This window comes from Vibrio astriarenae, assembly GCF_010587385.1.
GTDB classification, from domain to species: Bacteria; Pseudomonadota; Gammaproteobacteria; order Enterobacterales; family Vibrionaceae; genus Vibrio; species Vibrio astriarenae.
This window is the reverse complement of the sequence record NZ_CP047475.1, coordinates 1,952,539-1,973,069: the sequence shown is the minus strand read 5'-3', so window position 1 is coordinate 1,973,069 and position 20,531 is coordinate 1,952,539. Positions and strand designations below refer to the sequence as shown.

General features: G+C 45.3%; 20 protein-coding genes. 8 read left to right on the top strand and 12 right to left on the bottom strand.

The genetic code is table 11. From position 1 onward, the window contains the following. Nucleotides 1-26: 26 nt before the first annotated feature. Genes GT360_RS09295 through GT360_RS09280 form a run of 4 tightly spaced genes read right to left on the bottom strand, consistent with a single transcriptional unit; the run spans nucleotide 27 to nucleotide 3,348 of the window. The gene (locus tag GT360_RS09295) at nucleotides 27-668 is read right to left on the bottom strand and encodes an SDR family NAD(P)-dependent oxidoreductase (protein WP_164648595.1); all 642 of its coding nucleotides are present in this window, start codon (nucleotides 666-668) and stop codon (nucleotides 27-29) included. An 18-nt stretch (nucleotides 669-686) separates the two neighbouring features. Beyond that, nucleotides 687-1,454 carry a heme ABC transporter ATP-binding protein gene (locus GT360_RS09290; RefSeq protein ID WP_164648594.1) on the bottom strand — a complete coding sequence of 256 codons (768 nt, stop codon included), beginning with the start codon at nucleotides 1,452-1,454 and terminating at the stop codon, nucleotides 687-689. Beyond that, nucleotides 1,451-2,494, bottom strand: coding sequence for a FecCD family ABC transporter permease (locus GT360_RS09285; RefSeq protein WP_164648593.1), 1,044 nt, complete (start codon nucleotides 2,492-2,494; stop codon nucleotides 1,451-1,453). Before GT360_RS09285 ends, GT360_RS09290 begins: the two co-directional genes overlap by 4 nt. Next, nucleotides 2,494-3,348, bottom strand: a complete 855-nt coding sequence (locus tag GT360_RS09280) for a heme/hemin ABC transporter substrate-binding protein (protein WP_164648592.1) — start codon at nucleotides 3,346-3,348, stop codon at nucleotides 2,494-2,496. The genes GT360_RS09285 and GT360_RS09280 overlap by 1 nt, the downstream gene beginning before the upstream one ends. A 196-nt stretch (nucleotides 3,349-3,544) precedes the next feature. On the opposite strand from GT360_RS09280, the gene hutW reads away from it, so the two are divergent. From hutW to hisIE, 6 genes are all read left to right on the top strand, one after another. Continuing rightward, nucleotides 3,545-4,915, top strand: coding sequence for a heme anaerobic degradation radical SAM methyltransferase ChuW/HutW (hutW, locus tag GT360_RS09275; RefSeq protein WP_164648591.1), 1,371 nt, complete (start codon nucleotides 3,545-3,547; stop codon nucleotides 4,913-4,915). Between the two features lie 81 nt (nucleotides 4,916-4,996). Continuing rightward, nucleotides 4,997-5,515 (top strand): heme utilization cystosolic carrier protein HutX, encoded by a 519-nt coding sequence (gene hutX, locus GT360_RS09270; RefSeq protein ID WP_164648590.1) that lies wholly within the window; start codon nucleotides 4,997-4,999, stop codon nucleotides 5,513-5,515. 15 nt (nucleotides 5,516-5,530) lie between these two features. After that, entirely contained in the window at nucleotides 5,531-6,073 is a 543-nt protein-coding gene (gene hutZ, locus GT360_RS09265; protein ID WP_164648589.1) for a heme utilization protein HutZ, read from the top strand. Nucleotides 6,074-6,158: 85 nt separating this feature from the next. Then, complete coding sequence (locus GT360_RS09260) at nucleotides 6,159-7,958, top strand: ABC transporter ATP-binding protein (RefSeq protein WP_164648588.1); 1,800 nt, start codon at nucleotides 6,159-6,161, stop codon at nucleotides 7,956-7,958. A 191-nt stretch (nucleotides 7,959-8,149) separates the two neighbouring features. Beyond that, entirely contained in the window at nucleotides 8,150-8,923 is a 774-nt protein-coding gene (gene hisF / locus GT360_RS09255; protein ID WP_164648587.1) for an imidazole glycerol phosphate synthase subunit HisF, read from the top strand. Beyond that, nucleotides 8,920-9,555, top strand: coding sequence for a bifunctional phosphoribosyl-AMP cyclohydrolase/phosphoribosyl-ATP diphosphatase HisIE (gene hisIE / locus GT360_RS09250; RefSeq protein ID WP_164648586.1), 636 nt, complete (start codon nucleotides 8,920-8,922; stop codon nucleotides 9,553-9,555). The genes hisF and hisIE overlap by 4 nt, the downstream gene beginning before the upstream one ends. Nucleotides 9,556-9,623: 68 nt before the next feature. On the opposite strand, the gene GT360_RS09245 is transcribed toward hisIE, so the two are convergent. Together GT360_RS09245 and GT360_RS09240 are read right to left on the bottom strand one after the other, a co-directional pair. Then, a complete protein-coding gene (locus GT360_RS09245) occupies nucleotides 9,624-11,306 on the bottom strand; it encodes an aspartate:alanine antiporter (RefSeq protein ID WP_164648585.1) in 1,683 nt (560 codons plus the stop codon). Between the two features lie 202 nt (nucleotides 11,307-11,508). Further along, a complete protein-coding gene (locus GT360_RS09240) occupies nucleotides 11,509-11,772 on the bottom strand; it encodes a GrxA family glutaredoxin (RefSeq protein WP_164648584.1) in 264 nt (87 codons plus the stop codon). A gap of 240 nt (nucleotides 11,773-12,012) precedes the next feature. On the opposite strand from GT360_RS09240, the gene GT360_RS09235 reads away from it, so the two are divergent. Next, entirely contained in the window at nucleotides 12,013-13,254 is a 1,242-nt protein-coding gene (locus tag GT360_RS09235; protein ID WP_164648583.1) for an iron-containing alcohol dehydrogenase, read from the top strand. A gap of 64 nt (nucleotides 13,255-13,318) precedes the next feature. On the opposite strand, the gene GT360_RS09230 is transcribed toward GT360_RS09235, so the two are convergent. The 5 genes from GT360_RS09230 to GT360_RS09210 form a co-directional block, all read right to left on the bottom strand. Next, nucleotides 13,319-14,173 carry a MurR/RpiR family transcriptional regulator gene (locus tag GT360_RS09230; protein ID WP_164648582.1) on the bottom strand — a complete coding sequence of 285 codons (855 nt, stop codon included), beginning with the start codon at nucleotides 14,171-14,173 and terminating at the stop codon, nucleotides 13,319-13,321. 318 nt (nucleotides 14,174-14,491) lie between these two features. Further along, entirely contained in the window at nucleotides 14,492-16,153 is a 1,662-nt protein-coding gene (gene panP / locus GT360_RS09225; protein ID WP_164648581.1) for a pyridoxal-dependent aspartate 1-decarboxylase PanP, read from the bottom strand. Nucleotides 16,154-16,259: 106 nt separating this feature from the next. After that, on the bottom strand, nucleotides 16,260-16,778 hold the full coding sequence (locus tag GT360_RS09220; protein ID WP_164648580.1) for a hypothetical protein: 519 nt from the start codon (nucleotides 16,776-16,778) through the stop codon (nucleotides 16,260-16,262). Nucleotides 16,779-16,808: 30 nt separating this feature from the next. Further along, nucleotides 16,809-17,714, bottom strand: coding sequence for a LysO family transporter (locus GT360_RS09215; RefSeq protein WP_164648579.1), 906 nt, complete (start codon nucleotides 17,712-17,714; stop codon nucleotides 16,809-16,811). Nucleotides 17,715-17,744: 30 nt separating this feature from the next. Then, the gene (locus tag GT360_RS09210; protein ID WP_164648578.1) at nucleotides 17,745-18,665 is read right to left on the bottom strand and encodes an HDOD domain-containing protein; all 921 of its coding nucleotides are present in this window, start codon (nucleotides 18,663-18,665) and stop codon (nucleotides 17,745-17,747) included. 504 nt (nucleotides 18,666-19,169) lie between these two features. Here GT360_RS09210 and GT360_RS09205 point away from each other — a divergent pair. Beyond that, nucleotides 19,170-19,751: a TfoX/Sxy family DNA transformation protein gene (locus GT360_RS09205; RefSeq protein WP_164648577.1), complete on the top strand. Its 582-nt coding sequence runs from the start codon at nucleotides 19,170-19,172 to the stop codon at nucleotides 19,749-19,751. A gap of 54 nt (nucleotides 19,752-19,805) precedes the next feature. On the opposite strand, the gene GT360_RS09200 is transcribed toward GT360_RS09205, so the two are convergent. Then, nucleotides 19,806-20,348 (bottom strand): hypothetical protein, encoded by a 543-nt coding sequence (locus GT360_RS09200; RefSeq protein WP_164648576.1) that lies wholly within the window; start codon nucleotides 20,346-20,348, stop codon nucleotides 19,806-19,808. Nucleotides 20,349-20,531 lie beyond the last annotated feature (183 nt).

Here is a 20,531-nt window from a genome sequence, read left to right as displayed (position 1 = left end):
CATTGTTTTGATGAAATTTGTTTATTTCAGCGTTTAATTTTGGAGACACTTGGGTCAACGCAGTGGAATATCTGCTGACTTGTTTTGTCTGATTTCAGTAATTCATGAGTTAGGCGGGCTACCTCCATACGATGGATAACGCCATGAATTTCTTGGACTTGAGATAGCATGCCTGTTTGTGTCACCGACCCGTTGATGAGTCCTCCAGGCCTTAAAATAGTGTAATCGAGTTTACTAGACTGCAGCCAAGCCTCTGCGAGAGACTTTTCTCGTACCGCATTGCCGAAGCCATTTTTCGCGGCTTCGGAAAGATATTGCCATGAGTCTCCGCAACCGAGTGATGTAACGAGTAGAAAACGAGCACAAGAATTTTGTTCTAGAGCATCAATCAAATAACGATGTCCAATGTAGTCAACGGGTGTGTCTGCTTTGAAACTCCCCATCGTTGAAATTATCCATGCATCTTTGGGTAGTTTTGCTACTGTCGCTTCAACTAGGTCTTTGTTGGTTGCATCGCAGGCATACGTTTCCTCACAAACAACGAGCGCTCTTTCAGACTTTTCTGGGGCACGTGAAACGCCATAAACGCTTAAACCTTGGCTCTTGTAATACTCAGCGATAGCGAGCCCAAGGCCGCTACCAGCGCCCCATACGACAACTTTATTCATCCTCTAACTCCAAGGAAATTAACTGATTACGACTGGGTAGTGCCCAGTAGGGTGGGTGATTACATCAACAGACCATTGATAAACGGACTGGATAAGATCGGGGGTTAGCACTTGTTCTGGTGTGCCATCTGCGGCAATTTCTCCTCGGTTTAACACAATGAGCCTATCGCCATATTGAGCGGCTAGGTTGAGGTCGTGAATCACTGCAACCACAGCCGCTCCTTTGTCTGCCATGCGTTTGGCTAGCTGAAGCGTTTTGTGTTGATGGCCTAAGTCGAGCGCGGAAGTCGGTTCATCGAGCAGGAGTGCGCATTTGTCTTGGCATTGGGAGAGTTGAGTTAACACTCGCGCGAGGTGAACGCGCTGTTTTTCTCCACCAGATAGAGAGGGAAATTGCCTGTCAGCGAGATGGATGACGTCGGTTTGCTCCATATTTTGATGTGCTATCTTTTCAATCCCCTTTTGACAGGAGTGAAGATTCAGCCCACCTAACTCAACCACCTCTTTTGCTGTGAAGGCAAAAGTAAGGTTGCTGTGCTGTGGCAATATACCTAAATGTTTAGCGAGGTGCGCAGGATTCCATTCATTCAGAGCTCGGCCAAAATAGGAGACGTCTCCCTTAGTCTTCCACTCTCGGCTAATCAGTTTTAGAAGACTACTTTTACCGGTGCCATTAGGACCGAGTAAAATCGTAAATTCACCTGCTTTTATCGATGCAGACGCCTGTTTAAGGATAGTTTTATTACCTAACGTTAAGCTAAGCCCTGAGAAGTCGATGGCACTCACGCAAGCTTTCCTTTTTGTTGAATCAATAACCAAATGAAGAATGGGGCTCCCAGTAACGCGGTAACGATACCGACTGGCATATCGAGTGGCGCAATGACTGTACGTGCGAGCATATCGGCCACCAAGAGCAATAAAGCCCCGAGAATCATAGACAGAGGAATGAGACGACGGTGATTCGGTCCTCCGATCATGCGTCCAATATGAGGAACGATGAGGCCGATAAAGCCAATCATGCCCGCTAAAGAGACGGTGATCCCAACACCCGCAGCGGTAAGAAGAATCAGGCGTTTCTTCAAACGCTGCACATCAATACCCATATGATTGGCTTCAGCCTCACCGAGGAGTAGAGCATTAAGTTTGTCTGCATCGCGATAAAATAGAGCGGTTAGCGTCACGAGAGCGATAAACCCAAGTAAAATACCCTGCCAATCTGCGCCAGCCAGTGATCCCATACTCCACAAAGAGAGGTCTCGCAGTGCTTGATCATCGGCATAATAGTTCATCAATCCTAAGCCTGCGCCGGCGAGTGCACCAATAGCCACACCAGCAAGTAGCATCATAGCAACGGAAGTACCCGTTGAGCTTGTACCGAGCTTGTACACCAAGACAGTAGAGATAGCCCCGCCAAGGAAGGCAAATAACGGAACAGTGCCGAACAGTAGTAACACCGGATAGGATGCGGCGAGAGAGCCGAACAAGACGATCGCTACCGCAGCTCCGAGTGAGGCACCAGCAGAGACTCCAATAATGCCCGGGTCTGCCAGGGGATTTCTAAACAAGCCTTGCATGACGGTACCGCAAATGGCCAGTAAGCCGCCCACCACTAGACAGAGTAGAGTTCGCGGTAAACGCACCTGCTGGATAACCATCAAAATATGTTGTGGTAGATCGGTCTCGATGGGTAATAGTGCGCGCATACTGTCTTTAAAGCCAATGTCCATTGGCCCCATCGCTATTGAGGTGATGACAGCACAGTACAGAGCAATCGATCCCACAATTAAAATTCCAGATAAAGGAAGACGGCTTGGTGCAATATTCATTATTGCGCGATCCCCAGTTCAAACTGCTGATGTAAGTCTTCAGAGAGCTCTAGGCTCTCCAATCCGAAACCACCAATGATCGCACGACCAGGAATTGGAATGATCTGTTGGTTAATACCCGCAGGCGTCGCGGCGAGTAGAGGCATTTTTGCCATAATAGTGTCGATGCCCCCCATAATGCCCAGGGTGCGGTCTGAAATTAGAATGTAGTCAGGTTGTAGCTCTAGTACAGACTCAATCGACATTGGCTTATAAGAGTCAAACTGAGTGGAAGCGGGATTTTCAGCACCTGCAAGCTCAATCACAGCGTCAACAGGGGTACCTTTACCTGCGACGGTGATTGGTCGGCCTTCGCTGAGCATGACAAAAATGACTTTAGGTGCTTGCTCAAGAGGGCGTGTTTCGAGTTTATCTAAGCGTGCATTAATCTGTTGTTTTAACTCTACCGCTTTAGTTTCAGTCCCTGTCAGAGCTGCCACTTGGTCAATGCGCTGATTAAGTGCGGCTCTATCGATTCCGGTAGAGACTTTTTCAATTTTCACCCCAGCGCTTGATAGTGAGTTAATTGTCGTGTCTGGTCCCATTTCTGGTGAGCCAATAATCATGTCGGGCGCGAGCGCAAGCAGGCCCTCGGTCGACAGTTGACGGTGATAACCCACTTGCGGGATGTCAGAGCCCTCAACAAAGTGCTTACTGGTTGAGTCTACTGCAACGAGTGTATTTTCAGCGCCCAAGGCATAAATGAGCTCGGTCACCGTTGATCCAGCGCTAATAATTCTCGGGGGTTCTGATGCATAACTGTTATTCGATAAAGTCCATAATGCAGTGGTAATGGCTAAGAAAGTCTTTTTCATTTCAATCTATCCCTAATTCACTTCTATCCGACAGTCAGGGTCGAGCAAGGAACTGATGTGGGGCTCCGGAAATCGTAATTCGTTAGCGCTGATTATCCATGAAATACAAATAAGATCAATTATCAATTGCATTTGCATTTGCGATAAGTATGATAATCGCAAATCGAAGAGGCTCACACGCTTGTGGTAAGCCGTTATGATCAAAGAATTATCCAGCATGATTGATTTAGAAAATCTAGAGCTGACTGGCCAGCATACGCCAGATCCTCTCCGTTATGCCTTTAAGCGAAAGGGCGGTGCACACTCTGGTAGTGCGGCTCGTCCTATCGCGAAAGAGGAAACGCAGTCACGTTTGACGCAAGCATTAGGTGAGTCGGTAGACAAACGTTCACCGCGCTGCCTGTATATCCACATTCCATTTTGTCGCGTGCGTTGCACTTACTGTAATTTCTTCCAATATGCATCAAGCACTAAGCTCATGGACGCCTACTTTGAAGCGTTGAAAACAGAGATAAAGCGTAAATCTGCCGAGGCATGGACACAGTCTGCTCCGTTTCATGCTGTGTATGTCGGTGGAGGAACCCCCACTGACCTGAGTGGTGCTCAGTTGCAACAATTAGGGCAAATGATTCACCAGCATTTCCCTTTGACACCGGATTGTGAAGTGACGTTGGAAGGACGTATTAATCGATTTGGTGAAGACAAATTTGAATCAGCACTGGAAGGTGGGTTCAGTCGTTTCTCTTTTGGTATTCAGAGCTTTAATACTCAGGTTCGTCGCGCCGCAAAACGCCTTGACGATGGCGATGTGGCATTGGAGCGAATTCAAAATATGGTCGCCTATAACAGCGCACCTGTCGTGATTGACCTACTGTTCGGACTTCCTCATCAGACACTCGATATCTGGCAGAAAGACCTAGAGTTGTATCTCGAGTCCGGTGCAGATGGTGTCGATCTCTATCAACTGATTGATATGAAGGGATTACCGATGCAGCAGATGGTTGAGCAGGGCAAACTGCCCGCGCCAGCCAACACTGCAACCAAAGCGACAATGTTTGAGATGGGTGTGAACTTTATGGCTAAGCGCTATCAAAGACGACTTAGTTGCAACCATTGGGCAAGAGGTAATCGAGAACGAAGTATCTACAACAGTCTTGCAAAAACCACGGCCGAAGTCTTACCAATAGGTGCTGGCGCTGGTGGCAATGTTTCCGGTCTGCAAATGATGCAAACTCGAAACATGGAGGATTACATTCAAGCAATTGAAGCGGATCAATATCCTGTGGCGATGTTGATGCTTGCAGATGCAAATCGAGAAATCACGAGTTGTATACGTGCAGCATTTGACCGGGGCGTCCTGTCTAAGCAGGTTTTGAACCACACTGCGGGATGGGATATCTACTCTGCAGCAATGCCTCTTTTCGAAAAGTGGCAAACAAATGGCTTAGTTAAAGTTGACGGCGATTATATCGCTTTGACTTTAGCGGGTGAGTTTTGGAACGTAAACCTCGCACAGAATTTGATTAATACAGCATCGAGCTTGAATCAGTCTCATATAGCTGCTTAAAACACGGTTAGTCAGCCAAGTCTAGGCTAAACAAATAGAGAACAAAAACACACGCAGACAGCGTGAATTAAGGAGAAGTCTATGTACACCACTTGTACATTTGAAGAAGCGAAGCAAAAGGTTGCTGAGTTATGTCAAGCTGAGCCAAGCTTATCAGTCACTGATATTGCTACTCGTTTATCACTGAGTGAAGCAGAGGCGAGCTTAGCTCTGCCTGAAGAAATGGTGACGGCCATTGCAGGCGAGAATGCGGAGTTGATTCTTAGCCAGCTACCTGAATGGGGTAACGTAACAACGATCACAAACTCATTTGGTTCAATTTTTGAGTTCAAAGGCCCTTTCCCTAAAGGAAAAACGGCACATGGTTACTACAACATTATGGGCAAAGCGGGCTTACATGGGCATTTGAAGCTAGACTTGATTACAGATATCGCTTTCGTGAGTAAGCTTTTTCACGGTACAGAAACGCATCATATTGCGTTTTTCAATCAAGATGGCAACTGCGTGTTCCGTGTGTATTTAGGCCGCGATAAAGCACGTAATCTGATCCCAGAGCAAATTGAAGCGTTTAACACGTTAAAGCTATCAATGACGAAGTAAACAAGGACGTTGAACATGAACCCAGAAGTCAAACAAGAGCGACTGCAATCTAGACTTGTACCAGAAATGCAGGAGTTTCGAGACAACTGCAAAACACTTCAGTTGGCCACAATCAATAGTCATCAGTTGCCAACAGCCAGCTATGTCCCGTTTGCTTTCACTGAATCCGGCTTTTTTATTTTAGTGAGTGATATTGCTCCTCATGGAAAGAACCTACAGGCGAACAATAATCTGTCTATCATGCTGATCGAAGATGAGGCACAAGCGAAACATATCTTTGCACGTAAGCGACTCTCTTTTGAAGCGAAGGCAGAATTTGTCGAAAGAGAAACGAACTTGTGGAGTGAGGGTGTTAGTGCATTAACGCAGAAGTTCGGTGAAATCATCGATAATCTGAGCAATTTGGGTGATTTCCGCCTTTACCAAATCCAACCTGAGAAAGGTCGCTATGTAAAAGGGTTTGGTCAGGCATTCGATGTGAATGGCTTTGATATGGTGGATGTTGTTCACCTTACCGAAGGTCATGTTAAGCGTGAAAAAGAACAAGCGGCTAACTAATTCAGTCCTGTTTTTATTTGCTAAGCCCCATGCTTTTTGTGTGGGGCTTCGTTGTTTATAGTTCAGATTAATAATGGAGTAAGGCGTGACCACTGAGCGCTTAAGCTATCTTTCACCCAAATGGCTCTATCAACAGGCAATCAAGCACAAAAAGCGGCTTGTGATTGCCAACTATTTAGCGATAGTTGCTACGTTAATCAGCGTGCCCATTCCGCTTCTTCTGCCTTTAATGGTTGATGAAGTTTTGCTCAATCAACCGAGTGTTGGTGTTGCGTGGATGGACAAGTTACTGCCAGAGACTTGGCAAATGCCCACGGCATACATTGTGTTGTGTTTGCTGATGATCATTGTCATGCGTTGCGTAAGTCAACTGCTTAATATTGTACAAAATCGCCAGTTTACTCTGGTTGCGAAGAGTATTACTTGCCATATTCGACAATCGTTGCTTGATAAGCTTGGACGCGTGAGTATGCGTCAATATGAGCAAAAAGGGAGTGGCGGGATCAGCTCCCACCTAGTGACGGATATTGAAACGATAGATAAGTTCGTCGGAGACACGCTGAGTCGACTTATTATTGGTGTACTCACCATCGTTGGGACTGCAATCATTCTTCTGTGGATGGAGTGGCGTCTGGGCTTGTTTATTCTGGCGATGAACCCTGTGATTGTCTATTTGTCGCGTAAATTAGGGCAGCGAGTCAAGCATCTCAAAAAAAGAGAAAACCAATCTTTTGAACGTTTTCAGCACAAGTTAGTGGAAATATTAGAGGGGCTTTATCAATTGCGAGCTTCGAACCGAGAGTTAGCCTTTTTAGAATCACTAAAGATGGACGCTGAGAACATTCGTCACGATGCGGATCGTTATGCTTGGCAGTCAGATGCCGCTAATCGAATGTCCTTTTTGATGTTTCTCATCGGGTTTGAGATCTTCCGCGCTGCCGCGATGATCATGGTGTTATTCAGTGATCTTTCGATTGGCCAGATCTTCGCGATTTTTGGCTATCTCTGGTACATGCTTGGACCCGTACAGGAACTGTTGGGCGTACAATACGCTTGGTTTAGTGCCTCAGCAGCAATGAAGAGACTCAATAGCCTGCTGACATTGGAAGAAGAAGAGCGACCTATGCCTACTGTCTCACCGTTTGTTACAGGTGAACCTCTGGATATCCAAGTACAAGATGTCAGCTTTCAATATGACGATGAACGACAGGTTCTTGATAAGCTGAATTTAACGATTCCCAAGGGGAAACGTGTTGCTCTTGTCGGTGCGTCTGGTGGGGGGAAATCGACATTAATTCAACTGCTCATGGGTATCTACCGAAAGGGGAGTGGCGCTATTCTTGTCAATGGAGAACGAATAGAAGATGTCACCTATGAGTCGTTGCGAGAGCATATGGCAGTAGTGCTTCAACAGCCGGTCATTTTTAACGATACGCTTCGTGCTAATTTGACGCTAAATGACGGACGTTATGCTGACCAGCAATTGTGGCAGGCTCTTGAGGTGGCTCAGCTCAAAGATGTGGTAGAACAACTGAGTGATGGTCTGGACTCTGAATTGGGTAGGAATGGTGTGCGCCTATCTGGGGGCCAAAGGCAGCGTTTGGCTATTGCGCGAATGGTGTTGAGTGACCCTCAATTTGTCATCCTCGACGAAGCAACTTCCGCACTAGATACTGCCACTGAGGCCGCGTTGCATGAGGCCATGAGCCGTTTTTTATCAAATCGAACCACACTCATTGTTGCTCATCGACTCTCAGCAGTAAGGCAAGCTGATGTTATTTATGTGCTTGAAGATGGGCAGGTTAAGCAGTCTGGCAGCCACAGTGAGTTAGTGGGTCAACAGGGGTTATATCAAACCTTATATGGGGAGCTGCAAGCTTCATAAACAAATTGGTGTAATAACTTAGATTAATTCTTTACGGAATCGCTAATAGCCCTTTACTGACCTCTGAAAATGTGTAAATTGAAGGTAAGTCATATCTGCAGGCAAACATGAGGTTTGCCTGACGCAGGTAGCAACACCTTTGAAATGGAGTTTAGTTTGAATCAAATGCGTAATTGGGAGGTGTTGTAACAATGCTTGCCAAAAGAATCATTCCTTGCCTTGATGTTCGCGATGGACAAGTTGTAAAGGGCGTTCAGTTCCGCAACCATGAAATTATTGGTGACATCGTTCCTCTTGCCCAGCGTTACGCTGAAGAGGGCGCAGATGAGCTGGTTTTTTATGATATTACCGCCTCAAGTGACGGCCGTGTTGTCGATAAAAGCTGGGTAGCGCGTGTTGCGGAAGTCATTGATATTCCTTTTTGTGTCGCGGGCGGTATCAAGTCTGCTGAAGATGCTGCAAGAATTCTTGAGTTCGGTGCAGATAAAGTGTCAATCAATTCACCTGCACTGGCGAATCCTGAGCTGATTACTGACCTCGCTGACAAGTTTGGTGTGCAGTGTATCGTGGTGGGTATCGACTCCTATTACGATAAAGACACTGGCAAATACAAGGTCTATCAATTTACTGGTGATGAAGCTCGTACGAAAGCCACTCAGTGGGAAACTCGTGATTGGGTTCAAGAAGTCCAAAAACGTGGTGCAGGCGAAATTGTCCTGAATATGATGAACCAAGATGGCGTGCGTAACGGTTACGACATTGATCAGCTTAATATGGTTCGAGAAGTGTGCAATGTACCTCTTATTGCATCAGGTGGTGCGGGTGTAATGGCGCACTTTGCTGAAGCTTATCAAAAGGCAAATGTTGATGGGGCTCTAGCTGCATCGGTATTCCATAAGCAAGTCATCAACATTGGCGAGCTAAAACAGTATCTAAAACAACAGGACATTGAGGTGCGACTATGAGTTTTGCAGCGGCAGAAGTAAGCGCACTGGCAGAGCGTATTAATTGGGAAAAAGTGGACGGTTTGGTACCAGCGATCGTTCAGGACTTTCAATCTAGTCAAGTGCTGATGATGGGTTACATGAACCGCGATGCGCTAGCCAAGACGGCGGATACCGGTAATGTTACTTTTTTCTCTCGTACTAAAGAGCGTCTTTGGACTAAGGGTGAAACGTCAGGCAATGTCCTTCAATTAGAGAACATTGCACTTGATTGTGACCAAGATACGCTGCTCGTGAAAGTGAACCCGGTTGGGCCAACTTGCCATACAGGTACTACAACCTGCTGGGATGGCGATAAGCAAGAAGAGTCTCAGATGGTGTGGCTTCATCAACTTGAGCAGCTATTGGCTGCCCGCAAGAGTGCCGACCCAGAGTCATCTTACACCGCGAGCCTTTATGCCCGTGGCACCAAGCGTATTTCGCAGAAAGTGGGTGAAGAAGGCGTTGAAGTCGCGCTTGCGGCGACGTCGGGCGATAAGGCGGAGTTAGTTTGTGAGTCAGCTGATCTTATTTATCACCTATTTGTGTTACTTCAAGATCAAGGTCTATCAATGGACGATGTGATCAACAAACTTAAAGAGCGCCATAAGTAGACGGGTGTCTTTTGGGTTTTAATATGAAAACGGCGAGCTAAATAGCTCACCGTTTTAGTTTCAACCGATTAGTTGAGTATGATGAGTATCGTGCCTGCCAACGTCATTAAGATATTGGCGATGGCGTAGGTGCCGGCATAACCTAATGCAGGGATGGTTGATTTCGCATAGTCGTTAACGATGTCCATGGCGGGAGCGCAGGTTCGAGCTCCAATAATCGCACCAAACAACAGAGCACGGTTCATCTTTAGAATATAAGCGCCGACTAGGTAAGCACAAACCACTGGCACCACACTGATCACTAGAGCGAGTGTGATAACTTGGAAACCAACGTCTGCAAGGTGCTCAAACATCTTGCCACCGGCACTTAATCCAATCCCCACCATAAAGAAGGCAAGCCCTAAATCTTTAACTAAGTTCAGTGCTCCTTGTGGAACATAGCCAAAGGTTGGGTGGTTAGCACGGAGGAAGCCGAGTGTGATACCAGAAAGTAAAAGACCCACCGCATTACCAAGCCCAAAAGAGACTTGACCGAAAGTCATCGTGACGAGGCCAAACATAATGCCCAAAATGAAGAAGCTACAAAACGCGAGTAGGTCCGCCATTTGTGAGTGAATTGAGATAAAACCGATACGCTCCGCAAGGCCATGCACGCGGCTCTTTTCACCACTGACTTGGATTACATCGCCTTTAGCCAAAACGATATCGTGGTCCATTGGCATCTCTATCTGAGCTCGAACCACTCGGTTTAGGAAACAGCCGTATTCAGACAAGTTGAGATCTGAAAGACGTTTACCCGCAATCGAGTCGTTTTTTACCACGATCTCTTCTTCAACGATCCGCAGGTCAAGCAGGTTACGATCGAATACCTCTTTGCCATTTCTAAAACTTGGGTCGAGTCGGGCGTGACTGTCTGGGAAGCCAACGAGAGCTATTTCATCACCCTCTTGCAAAATCGCGTCACCATCAGGATGGGCAAGAATACCGTTGCGGCGGATACGCTCGATATAACAACCTGTCTGACGATAGATACCCAGTTCACGCAGGTTTTTTCCGTCGGTCCAGTCAATCAATTCAGGGCCGACACGGTAAGCGCGAATAATCGGTAGGTAGACCTTACGTTGCCCAGAACTGCCCAGGCCGCGCTCTTGCGCAATTTGCTGTGCAGAGTCCGATAGGTTTTGCTTTTGCAGACGAGGCAATAGCTTTGCAAACACGATCATACTGATAAGACCGACTAAGTACGCCATTGCGTAACCGACAGAGAGATTTTCAAGTACCGCTGCGAAATCCATGTTTCTTGGGATTTCGGCAAGTCCTGAACTTAACGCATCCTGTGCGCCAACTAAGACTGGTGTCGAAGTTAGTGCCCCCGCCATCATGCCGGTCGCCAAACCAAGGTCGAGGTGTAGAAACTGAGTTGCAAAGTAAGTAATTGAAATTGCCGTTACTAACACCACCATACTCAAGATGAAGTAGTGCTTTCCATCGCGAAAGAAAATACCGAAGAAGTTTGGGCCCGCTTCAATACCCACACAGTATATGAACAACATAAAGCCGATAGTTAAAGCTTCTGGGTTAAACGTAAACCCAAGATGTCCCATAACTAATGAAGTGATCAATACACCGATTGAGTTACCAAGTTGGAAATTTCCGAAACGGATTTTGCCGATCGCAAGTCCTATCGCAAGGACTACGAAGATGAGAAGAATAGGGTTGTGCTCTAAGAGGCTAACAACGTCAATGTTCACGGCTTTGAACCAGATTGTAAGGGGTGGACAGGAAGTGTGCGAATTGTACTGATTTATTTGTAAATGATAAGCACAAATTACCCTAAATGCATAAAAATTTGCACATGCCTCACCAAATGGGGATTTTGTTAACTTTCGGGTTTAAGAAATAATAAAAAACCGCCGTAAAAACAGCGGTTTGATAATAATTCAATCGAGTTGATTAAGCGAATAGACCTAGGTGCTCTTTTGCGTAAGCTTCGAAGTCATCACAGCCACCGATGTGCTCTTGGTCAACGAAGATTTGCGGCACAGTTTCTACTGGCTTACCTACTGTCTTCTCAAGGTCTGCTTTTGAGATACCTTCTGCGTGAATGTCTACATAGCGGTAGTTAAAATCATCACGCTTTTCTTTCAGTGTTTCAGCGTACTCTTTTGCACGAACACAGTAAGGGCAAGCAGGGCGACCAAAGATAACAACAAACATAAACTTTTCTCCTTTGTTTTATGGGAACAACTATGCCTGATCGCAGTCATAAAATAAAGGGGGCAATGCCTGTTACAGCGATAGACAAAAGCTATTGATTACTTTTTAGCAGATGTGATATTTCTCAAAATTACCCTAAATTTAATAGGGACAAATGGAAAGCTTTGCACTAGGTCAAACCGATTATTGTTTAGATAGTTAATGATCAACTTAGAGAAAGAAATAGAAAAGGGAGAGTCTATGTTCAATTTTATGACCAGTGGGCGTGTCATATTTGGAGAAGGGTCGCTGGCTCAGTCCTTGTCAATGATTCGCCACTATGGTTACAGCGTACTGCTGGTGACGGGTAAAGGTATACAGCGCAGTTCAGTGGTGCTCGACTATCTGGTTAAGCAGCAGTTACGTTATCAGCATATCGCGGTCGGAAATGAACCTAATATCACCATGGTAGAAGAAGCGGCAGTATTGGGGCGCAAGTTCAACCCAGAAGTTATTGTTGCTTTTGGGGGGGGCAGTGTTATTGATATGGGTAAGGCCCTTGCTGCAGTTATTCCTAATCAAGGTAATGTCTACGATTATGTTGAAACCGTGGGTCGTAACGTTCCGCTAAAAACAAGGCCCTTGCCCGTGATTGCGATTCCTACTACAGCAAGTACAGGTAGTGAGGTGACTAAAAATGCGGTGCTTCGTTCAGGGCAAGATCGCATCAAGGTAAGTCTGCGCGATGCCGATATGTTGCCTAAAGTAGCGATCATTGATCCAACGCTAACCTATGGTACCAGTAAAGCGATATCTGCTCGGGGAGCAATGGATACCTTTACTCATCTGATGGAAGCTTATGTTTGTAACGAGCCTAATCCATTTAGTGATATGTTGTGTGAAGAGGGGTTTCGACGCTTGAGCCGCTCGGTAACGGACGCTTGCTTACATGACGATCATAAAGCACGTGAAGACCTCTCTTTTGCAGCAATGCTTGGGGGAATGGCCTTAACAAACGCAAAACTAGGGGGTATTCACGGGTTAGCTTCAGTGCTTGGCGGAGAACTAAAAGCACCGCATGGAGTGATAACCGCTCGGTTAGCTCCGTTCGTTATGCGAGAGAATATTTTGAATGCAGAGGCGAATGGTGAAGAATTGATCCTCGAGCGATACCAAAAAATGGCTCAGATACTGACAGGTCGTCAGAATGCGAACCTTCATGATGCGGTACTCTGGGTTGAGAGTATTCTGTCGCGCTTAGATATCCCTGATTTACGTGAGTTTGGTGTGTGTAGCACCACGTTTGAACTTGTTGCTGAAAGTGCACTGAAGTCGGTCGATATCAAAGGAAATGCGAGTACTTTAGATAGTGAGCGACTGGTGAGCATACTTGAGTCGGTATGTCAGTGTGATGGACATTGTGAAAAGCGGCAAGATACTGAGGACGACTGCTTACTGGTGGAGCTTGTCCATGATTCTAGTGTTGAAACCAGCGATATTTAAGCTGGGTAAGATAAACAAAAAGACCTTCATTTGAGAAGGTCTTTTTATTTGAATACATGGAGTTTTATAGCGGATTGATTTTCTCGTAACGAGAATCTTTTAGAGCATCTTTAACACGACGTAGGTTTTCTCTGAAGCCCGAGCCACGGCGTAGTGTAAAGCCAGTCGCGAGTACATCGATCACTGTCATTTGAACGACTCGGCTAGCCATTGGCATATAGACGTCAGTATCTTCCGGTACGTCAAGCGTAATGGATAGTGATGCTGCTTTGTCGAGAGGTGAATCTTTTGCCGTAATCGCAATCACAGTAGCGCCGTTTTCACGTGCTAGATGGGCGATCTCCACCAAGCTCTTAGTCCGGCCAGTGTGAGAAATCAGGACAATAACATCGTTATCGGTGCAGTTAATGCACTGCATACGCTGCATCACGATATCTTCAAAGCAACTGATTGGAATATTGAATCGGATGAACTTGTTTTGAGCATCGCGAGCAACAGATGATGAAGCGCCGAGACCGAAGAATGAAATACGTTTTGCTTGTGTCAGTAGGTCAACAGCTCGGTTTACTTGCATAGAATCAAGGCTATTCTTAGCAACGTCCAGACAAGCCATTGTAGATTCAAAAATCTTGTGGGTATATGCTTCAGCCCCATCGCTTTCTTCAACATTTCTGTTTACGTAAGGGGTGCCATTCGCCAAGCTTTGGGCTAAATGCAGTTTGAAGTCTGGAAATCCTTTCGTGTCTAAACGACGACAGAAACGGTTCACCGTCGGTTCACTCACGTCGGCCATTTTTGCCAGGGTAGCAATGCTCGAGTGGATAGCTGTCTGAGGTGACGCCATTATGACTTCAGCAACTTTGCGCTCAGACTTACTAAAGTTTTCAATGTTATTTTGAATTTTTTCTAATGTATTCATAATGTTCACGAGGGAATGGAGAACAACTCACTGGTTACAACAATGTGGGTTTTATCAAAGTAAACCGCACTTAAAACGACCGCCAGCGCCACAAACTTCAGTATAAACCGTTAAAAACTAAATCCATTATCTAATTAATGATAATATGACAAGCCTCAAACAAAATTTAAGAAAACTACGATTTCCGGCATCAAATGGGAGTTTTTTGGCCAAAAAACTGTGAGATTTTCCACATTTTGTTGGTTTACTTACAAGATTATAGAAATAAATTTTCAGTAGGGCCTATAAAACACAACAAAGTCCTAACGATGACAAGGATTAGTTAGATGTCGTCGTTTGAGGCGCGCTCTGAATCGCCAGGCATTGCTCATTTAATTTGTTGATTAAACTTGGCACTTTTGTGGCTATCTGGCGCTGTTCTTCCAATACTTTGGTCAGAACATCCTTGCTTGTCAATGGGTTAGCTAATACCACTCTGAATACGATGGTGTCGCGCAAAGCCCATTGAATTGGGTTTAATTGGGTACGAGATACAAATGACCGGCCGGTTTCGCGTTGCCTCTTTTGAATGAACTTGGTTAACTCATTCAAAAGTTGATGAATTTTATCTTGCTGCTCTGGTGAAGCCAGTTTTAGCGCCTCACGAACATTTTTTGGTACGTAGCGGTAGGTGAGTAGGCAGAGTTCTGGTTGTGATATCAGCTCAAAATCCGCTTGCTGTTGGATAAGGTTGGCGAAATAGTCAGCTTTTTCGATACCTTGATCGATCAACATTTCATAACCTGGTCGGCTGATGATGTGCATTGCTGCATATACCAACATCGCCATTCCTGAACGTGAACCTTCTAGTGTATGACTGCCAAGATCTTTGGAGCCTTTGCGAAGGATATATTGCGCGTGATGCTCGATGGACTTCATGGCTTCAGGCGATCGAAACAACACCATACCAGCACCCATAGGGATGTAGAGCTGTTTGTGCGCGTCAATGGTCACAGAATCGGCAAGCTCGATACCATCAAGAAGGTGACGGTGATTGTTTGACATCAAAGTGGCACCGCCCCAAGCTGCGTCAACGTGGAAGTGACACTCTTCTTGTGCGCAAATCTCGGCGATGGCGCGAAGTGGATCAATATTGCCTGTCTCTGTTGTCCCCGCAACGCCAACAACCGCGAATGGCTTGATGCCTTGTTGTTTTAACTCAACGATCTTTTCTTTGAGAGCCTCTGGAACAATACGGTTATTACTATCCGTTTTGACAGCAACTAAGCCCTTTTGACCAATACCTAGCACGTCCGCAGCTTTTTTTAGAGAATAGTGACCCCGTTCTGATACGAGTATCGCCAAGCCTTTGTAACCATGATGCATCATCGCGGCAAATAGGCCCTCTTTTTCCACACCAGAAAAGTCGCCTTCGGCTTTTAGTGCGTTGTTACGAGCCACCCACAGCGCTGTAATATTGGCGATGGTTCCACCGGAACAAAATGCCCCCAGTGAGTGGTTGGCACTGTGCATCCACTGAGAGTAGAAAGACTCTTTTTCACTGTAGATTAGGCGGTGTAGCATACCGAGTACTTGGCGTTCAAGTGGCGTGAATGCTTTTGACGTCTCGATTTTTACCAGATTTTGATTCAGCGCGATCATGATTTTTGAAAGCGGCATCAAGAAATAAGGCAGTGCAGAGGTCATATGACCGATAAAGCTTGGTGAAGAAGTATGAACCGAGTGAGAGACAAGTGTATCAAGCAAGTGTTGCGTATGGTCAGAGACAAACTGTGGTTGCTCTGGAATAGCTGGATCAGAAAAGTCTTTCTCAATGTCACGTAGGGGTTTTTCCTCCGCGACAATATGTTCTCGGAGAAAGTGATTGAGGTTTTGAGATAGTTTGGCTTCAATTTGTGTCAACGTAGAATCTGGCCCTTCTGGCACGGTGAAGATTCTAAGAAGACTATCAAAGCTTACGTCTGCGGTTTTCTGATCCATAACTCTTTCGCGTGTTCTTACCAAAGCGAGCAGCACAATCTAAACCAAAAATTGTTGTGTGTCTGCAACAATTTGGAGAAGTATGCTTTCATTTTCGTCACTTGCTCTAATTGTTACAGCTTTTGCTTTGAATTTGTTCAATAGATTGGTTGTATTTGTTCAACAAAGGTTGAATCTCGGTAGGGTGGCTGAGCAAGTCTGCGAAAGCAGAGCGTAATTCGTAATTTTGAGCATGAGGCTTAGCTTGGCGATCTTCAAAGGTCGCTCGAGCGACGTCACCTAATCGGTCATCTCTCTCAGTCATCGCTTTCACCTCTTTTTGCTCAAGGCTTAACCATGACTCGACCGGTTGCTCTGTTGCGATTTTCTGCGGCTCTGCCATTAAGTAGTAATGAACAGCGGTACGGTTTAGTTCGAAATGGTTTTTTCTTCCTTGCATAAACCAATCACTGACCTCTGCTAACTCGGGGTATTTTTCAACGGTTAAGTTAGTGAGATCTTGGTACCATTGTAATGATGCATCCACGTAGGCATCGTACTTGTTGCTGTAACAGTCAGTGTTATCAGCAGCAAAGGCATTTAATGAGAGTAGGGCAGTAAGAGTCGCTACAGCATAACGTTTCATGATATATCCTTATCGTTTGTTTTTTTACGTTTACGCAACAAGAGAAACAAAGAATAACATAAGAACCGGAACCAGTAAGCTAAGAATAAACCCGCTAACTATTGCAACAGGGACACAGCGCACACCGCCGGTGGTTTGAATGACCGGTAAGGTAAAGTCCATAGCGGTAGCGCCTGCATAGCCGATAGCCGTGCATGGCAGGCGGCGAATCAACATTGGGATCATAACCAGAGCAACCAATTCTCTAGCAAGTTCAATCAGAAATGATGCGCCACCGAATACGGGCCCGAAAGCATCACCCATTAAAATCCCAGATAGAGAATACCACCCGAAACCCGATGCCATTGCGAGTCCTTGGTAAATAGAAATATCCAGTAGCCATGCCGCTGTAACTCCTCCGAGCCATGAGGTCAGAATAATGACCAGCGCAAGGACCATGCCTTGTTTGTTCAGAATAATCTGCTTTAGCGTTAAACCACTGTTTCTTAGCTGAATACCGATAAAGAACAGCAATACAATAAGAATGCCCTCACTTGCGGCATCAACCCACCCGAGACTTATTGGCAGTAATAATCCAGCAAATAGGCCTCCCCCCACGACAAAGATGAGCTTAATCGACTCAAGTGCCATTTGAGACAAAGGCACTTTCTTGTGTGTGGAATCAGTTTGAATCGGCAGATATTTGTCTATAATCGGTAGAGCCGATAGGTTTGCAATGCCGATGCACACAAAAAACGTCACTGTATAGGTGAGGATCAGCTGTAGGTTGGAGCCTAGGTTATCGAGTGCAGCGAGGCTTAAGCCCATTAAGCTCAGTATGATATAGATGAGGTAGGATGTTGTACGATTGACTAAGTTCAGTCGCTTCTCGTTGCGCACAACAAATAAGTACCCCAAAAAAAGGGGGGTGAAGATAAATATCATCCCTGAAAACATAAGCACAAGCCTGCGAGTAATTAGTGCGGATTAAAGCCCACTCGACATGAGTACATCTGCCAGTTGGCTAGAGAACTCCGAATCATCTAAGTTACTGAGGTTATACAGGACTTCAGCCCCGTTTGCATCAATTTCAACAAAGTGGTCATCGATGCTTTCATCCCCTTTACGATGCAAAAGAACATGATTCGCGACACGAGCTAAATCTAGGTAACTAAAGGTTGATTCTGTCTTCGATGTAGCTCGGTTGGTGGCGACATTGATGAAGTCGTAATCAAAGCCCCAGTTTTGTAAGACGAGTTCACTTGCACCGCTGCACAGTGATTCGAAAACAGGGAGTGCGAGTTCTTGATTTAGGTAATTTCCCTCTTCTAGATAGAAGTGGTATTCGTTAACGAGACTAAACAACCCGATGTCAGCGAGTAAGCCAACTAACAGTGCTTTGTCTATATCAACCAAGCGGTAGCTTTCAGGCTCGAGCTCTTTTAGTTGTTTAAGAACGAGAACCATCGTGGCGCCAAGATCACGAGAGCAGTGCGCACTCTGCGCAAGAATCGCTTTGCATGAAGGGGTAAACTTAACGGAGAGTTTGAGCTGCTCGATTGCCTGTGCGGTAACAATGTCGCGTACGCGCAATATACCTAGGCGTGAGACTGCAGTGACTAAATCAGTACAGGTGATGTTACGTCTGTTAAAGATAACTGAGTTAGCAACCTTAATGACAGTAGCAGCTAAGCTCGGGTCTTCGAGCAGGCACTCAGCAATGTCAGAAATATTTGTAGTTTCTTTTATACTCAAACGCTGAATGGTGATGACGGCCTCGGGAATAGGAGGCAAAGAGATCTTGCGTGAGGAAATAGAGACTTTAACTCTCTCGAAAAACTCGCTCTCAAGACCTTTGAGAATGTTGTCGCGCTCCGGAGAGAGCCAAAAAAATGACAAATGTTGCATGTGATTATACCAAAAAACTGACAGCTGCAGTTTACCGACTCTTGTTCAGTGAAAGCAATAGCTTGCATCCTGTCTGATGGATTTATCGCCGTATTTTAAATCATCATTTAAATCAATGAGAGGCCAATTAACAATAACTGAATGTTAGTTATTTCTTTTGCTCATACTTGCTTCATTTAATGTCAGATATTAACTGTCATAAATATCACTAACTCTGGCAATTACTCAGGAAGTCAATATTGAACTAGGCGTTGATACTTGTTGTTGCACAAAGTGTGATGTGTGTCATGTCAATTCTAATATGCAAGCGTTTGTATGTGACTGTTGCCCAGACTTAATTTGCCGCGTGAACTATGATTAACTCAATAAAAGAGTGTGTAGTAATGGAACAAAGCTCAAACTTTTGGTTGGGACATTTCAATCATAAATAACCATTTTATTTTTTCGCCGCTGTTATCTGGTGATCAACATTAATCGGGGCATTGATTAAATGGATCAAGGGATATGACAGACCAAGTATTTTTAGATTACGTAAGCAACTTTGGAAAATTTCAACAACGAGCTATGTTTGGAGGTACAGGTATTTTCAAGCAAGGAGCCATGTTTTGCCAGTTTATCTCTGGTAGGTTTTATCTACGTGGAGGTGGAAAACTTGATGCACGCTTAAACGCATTGAATTGTGTCAAATACCGTCAAGTAAAAAGGCAGTGTACTGCAACGGTAAACTATTATGATGTGACAGCTTTGTTTATAAAGGGTAGTGAGGAGCTCAATAGTTTGATGAGGAAGTCAATAGCACTAGCGGTAGAGCAAAAAAATGGTCGACAATTGGGTACAGATCTTCGGATACGTGATCTCCCCAATATGCAGTTGACGATCGAGCGTATGTTGAGGAAATCGGGTATTGAAGATGTCGACACCTTCAAAGATTTGGGGGCTCACGAAGTGTTTGAGATGGTAAAAGGGACGTATGGTAATAATGTCGATCCTAAATTGCTGTGGAAGCTCGCTGGTGCAATAGAGGGTGTTCACTGGAAAGTGCTAAAAGAAAATAAAACGTTCAACCAACGTGTTGAGCACTACTGACACAAAAAACCCAAGCAATGTTGCTTGGGTTTCATTCTTTCAGCATGCCGCTAATTAAAACTTAAAGCGCGTTGTCATCATTAGCTGTTCACCGTAAGAGTCGTTGATACGGAATTCTGCACCCAACGAGAATAATTCGGTCGAGTGGAAGCGAGCGTGTAGTGAGCCAATCACTTCCTCTTCACTCTTAATCGAGACATAGCCAACTTTACCGCCCACCTCTAGTTGTGGACCAAGCCACTGGCGCACGCCTAGGTTAACTTCGACGCCAGATTCAGTACTATCAAAATCTTGAATACGAAATAGCATTTCACCGGTCACATCTGCCCAGTTACTGACAGGAGCATGGAAGCCTAAACCCGCCGCCGCATCGTAATCACTTTCCATTTCAGTATCAATTCGAGCAACGAAGTGTGCATTCGGGTGAATGCTCTTACTAAATTGTGCGCCCACAGTGACAGGGCTAATACCAACACGGGCTTCTAGGTAGTCGTAACTAAAGTTACTCATTACCGCGCGTTCACGCTCACGATCTGAATTCGCTAATGCTTGAGTTGAAATCAATGCGAGAGCGACTGCTACTACAGTTTTACGCATAACTAAAATAACACCTTATATAACTAGTCTGTGTACAAGCGAAATACCGTGGTCGAGGAAGAGCGTGCTCTCCCTTTACGCACGACAATGCTGGCCCAAGAAGAGCGTGAAACGCCCTTCCGTTTTATCCCTTAATTAGGCAGCAATGATAATCTATCAGTTAGTTCAAGTCATTAGATCGCA

Bases quoted from the DNA above. Each gene is read 5' to 3' on its own strand.
- GT360_RS09295 (WP_164648595.1), bottom strand. From the start codon at position 668: ATGAATAAAGTTGTCGTATGGGGCGCTGGTAGCGGCCTTGGGCTCGCT.
- GT360_RS09285 (WP_164648593.1), bottom strand. From the start codon at position 2,494: ATGAATATTGCACCAAGCCGTCTTCCTTTATCTGGAATTTTAATTGTG.
- GT360_RS09280 (WP_164648592.1), bottom strand. From the start codon at position 3,348: ATGAAAAAGACTTTCTTAGCCATTACCACTGCATTATGGACTTTATCG.
- hutW (WP_164648591.1), top strand. From the start codon at position 3,545: ATGATCAAAGAATTATCCAGCATGATTGATTTAGAAAATCTAGAGCTG.
- hutX (WP_164648590.1), top strand. From the start codon at position 4,997: ATGTACACCACTTGTACATTTGAAGAAGCGAAGCAAAAGGTTGCTGAG.
- hutZ (WP_164648589.1), top strand. From the start codon at position 5,531: ATGAACCCAGAAGTCAAACAAGAGCGACTGCAATCTAGACTTGTACCA.
- hisF (WP_164648587.1), top strand. From the start codon at position 8,150: ATGCTTGCCAAAAGAATCATTCCTTGCCTTGATGTTCGCGATGGACAA.
- hisIE (WP_164648586.1), top strand. From the start codon at position 8,920: ATGAGTTTTGCAGCGGCAGAAGTAAGCGCACTGGCAGAGCGTATTAAT.
- GT360_RS09240 (WP_164648584.1), bottom strand. From the start codon at position 11,772: ATGTTTGTTGTTATCTTTGGTCGCCCTGCTTGCCCTTACTGTGTTCGT.
- GT360_RS09235 (WP_164648583.1), top strand. From the start codon at position 12,013: ATGTTCAATTTTATGACCAGTGGGCGTGTCATATTTGGAGAAGGGTCG.
- GT360_RS09230 (WP_164648582.1), bottom strand. From the start codon at position 14,173: ATGAATACATTAGAAAAAATTCAAAATAACATTGAAAACTTTAGTAAG.
- panP (WP_164648581.1), bottom strand. From the start codon at position 16,153: ATGGATCAGAAAACCGCAGACGTAAGCTTTGATAGTCTTCTTAGAATC.
- GT360_RS09220 (WP_164648580.1), bottom strand. From the start codon at position 16,778: ATGAAACGTTATGCTGTAGCGACTCTTACTGCCCTACTCTCATTAAAT.
- GT360_RS09215 (WP_164648579.1), bottom strand. From the start codon at position 17,714: ATGTTTTCAGGGATGATATTTATCTTCACCCCCCTTTTTTTGGGGTAC.
- GT360_RS09210 (WP_164648578.1), bottom strand. From the start codon at position 18,665: ATGCAACATTTGTCATTTTTTTGGCTCTCTCCGGAGCGCGACAACATT.
- GT360_RS09205 (WP_164648577.1), top strand. From the start codon at position 19,170: ATGACAGACCAAGTATTTTTAGATTACGTAAGCAACTTTGGAAAATTT.
- GT360_RS09200 (WP_164648576.1), bottom strand. From the start codon at position 20,348: ATGCGTAAAACTGTAGTAGCAGTCGCTCTCGCATTGATTTCAACTCAA.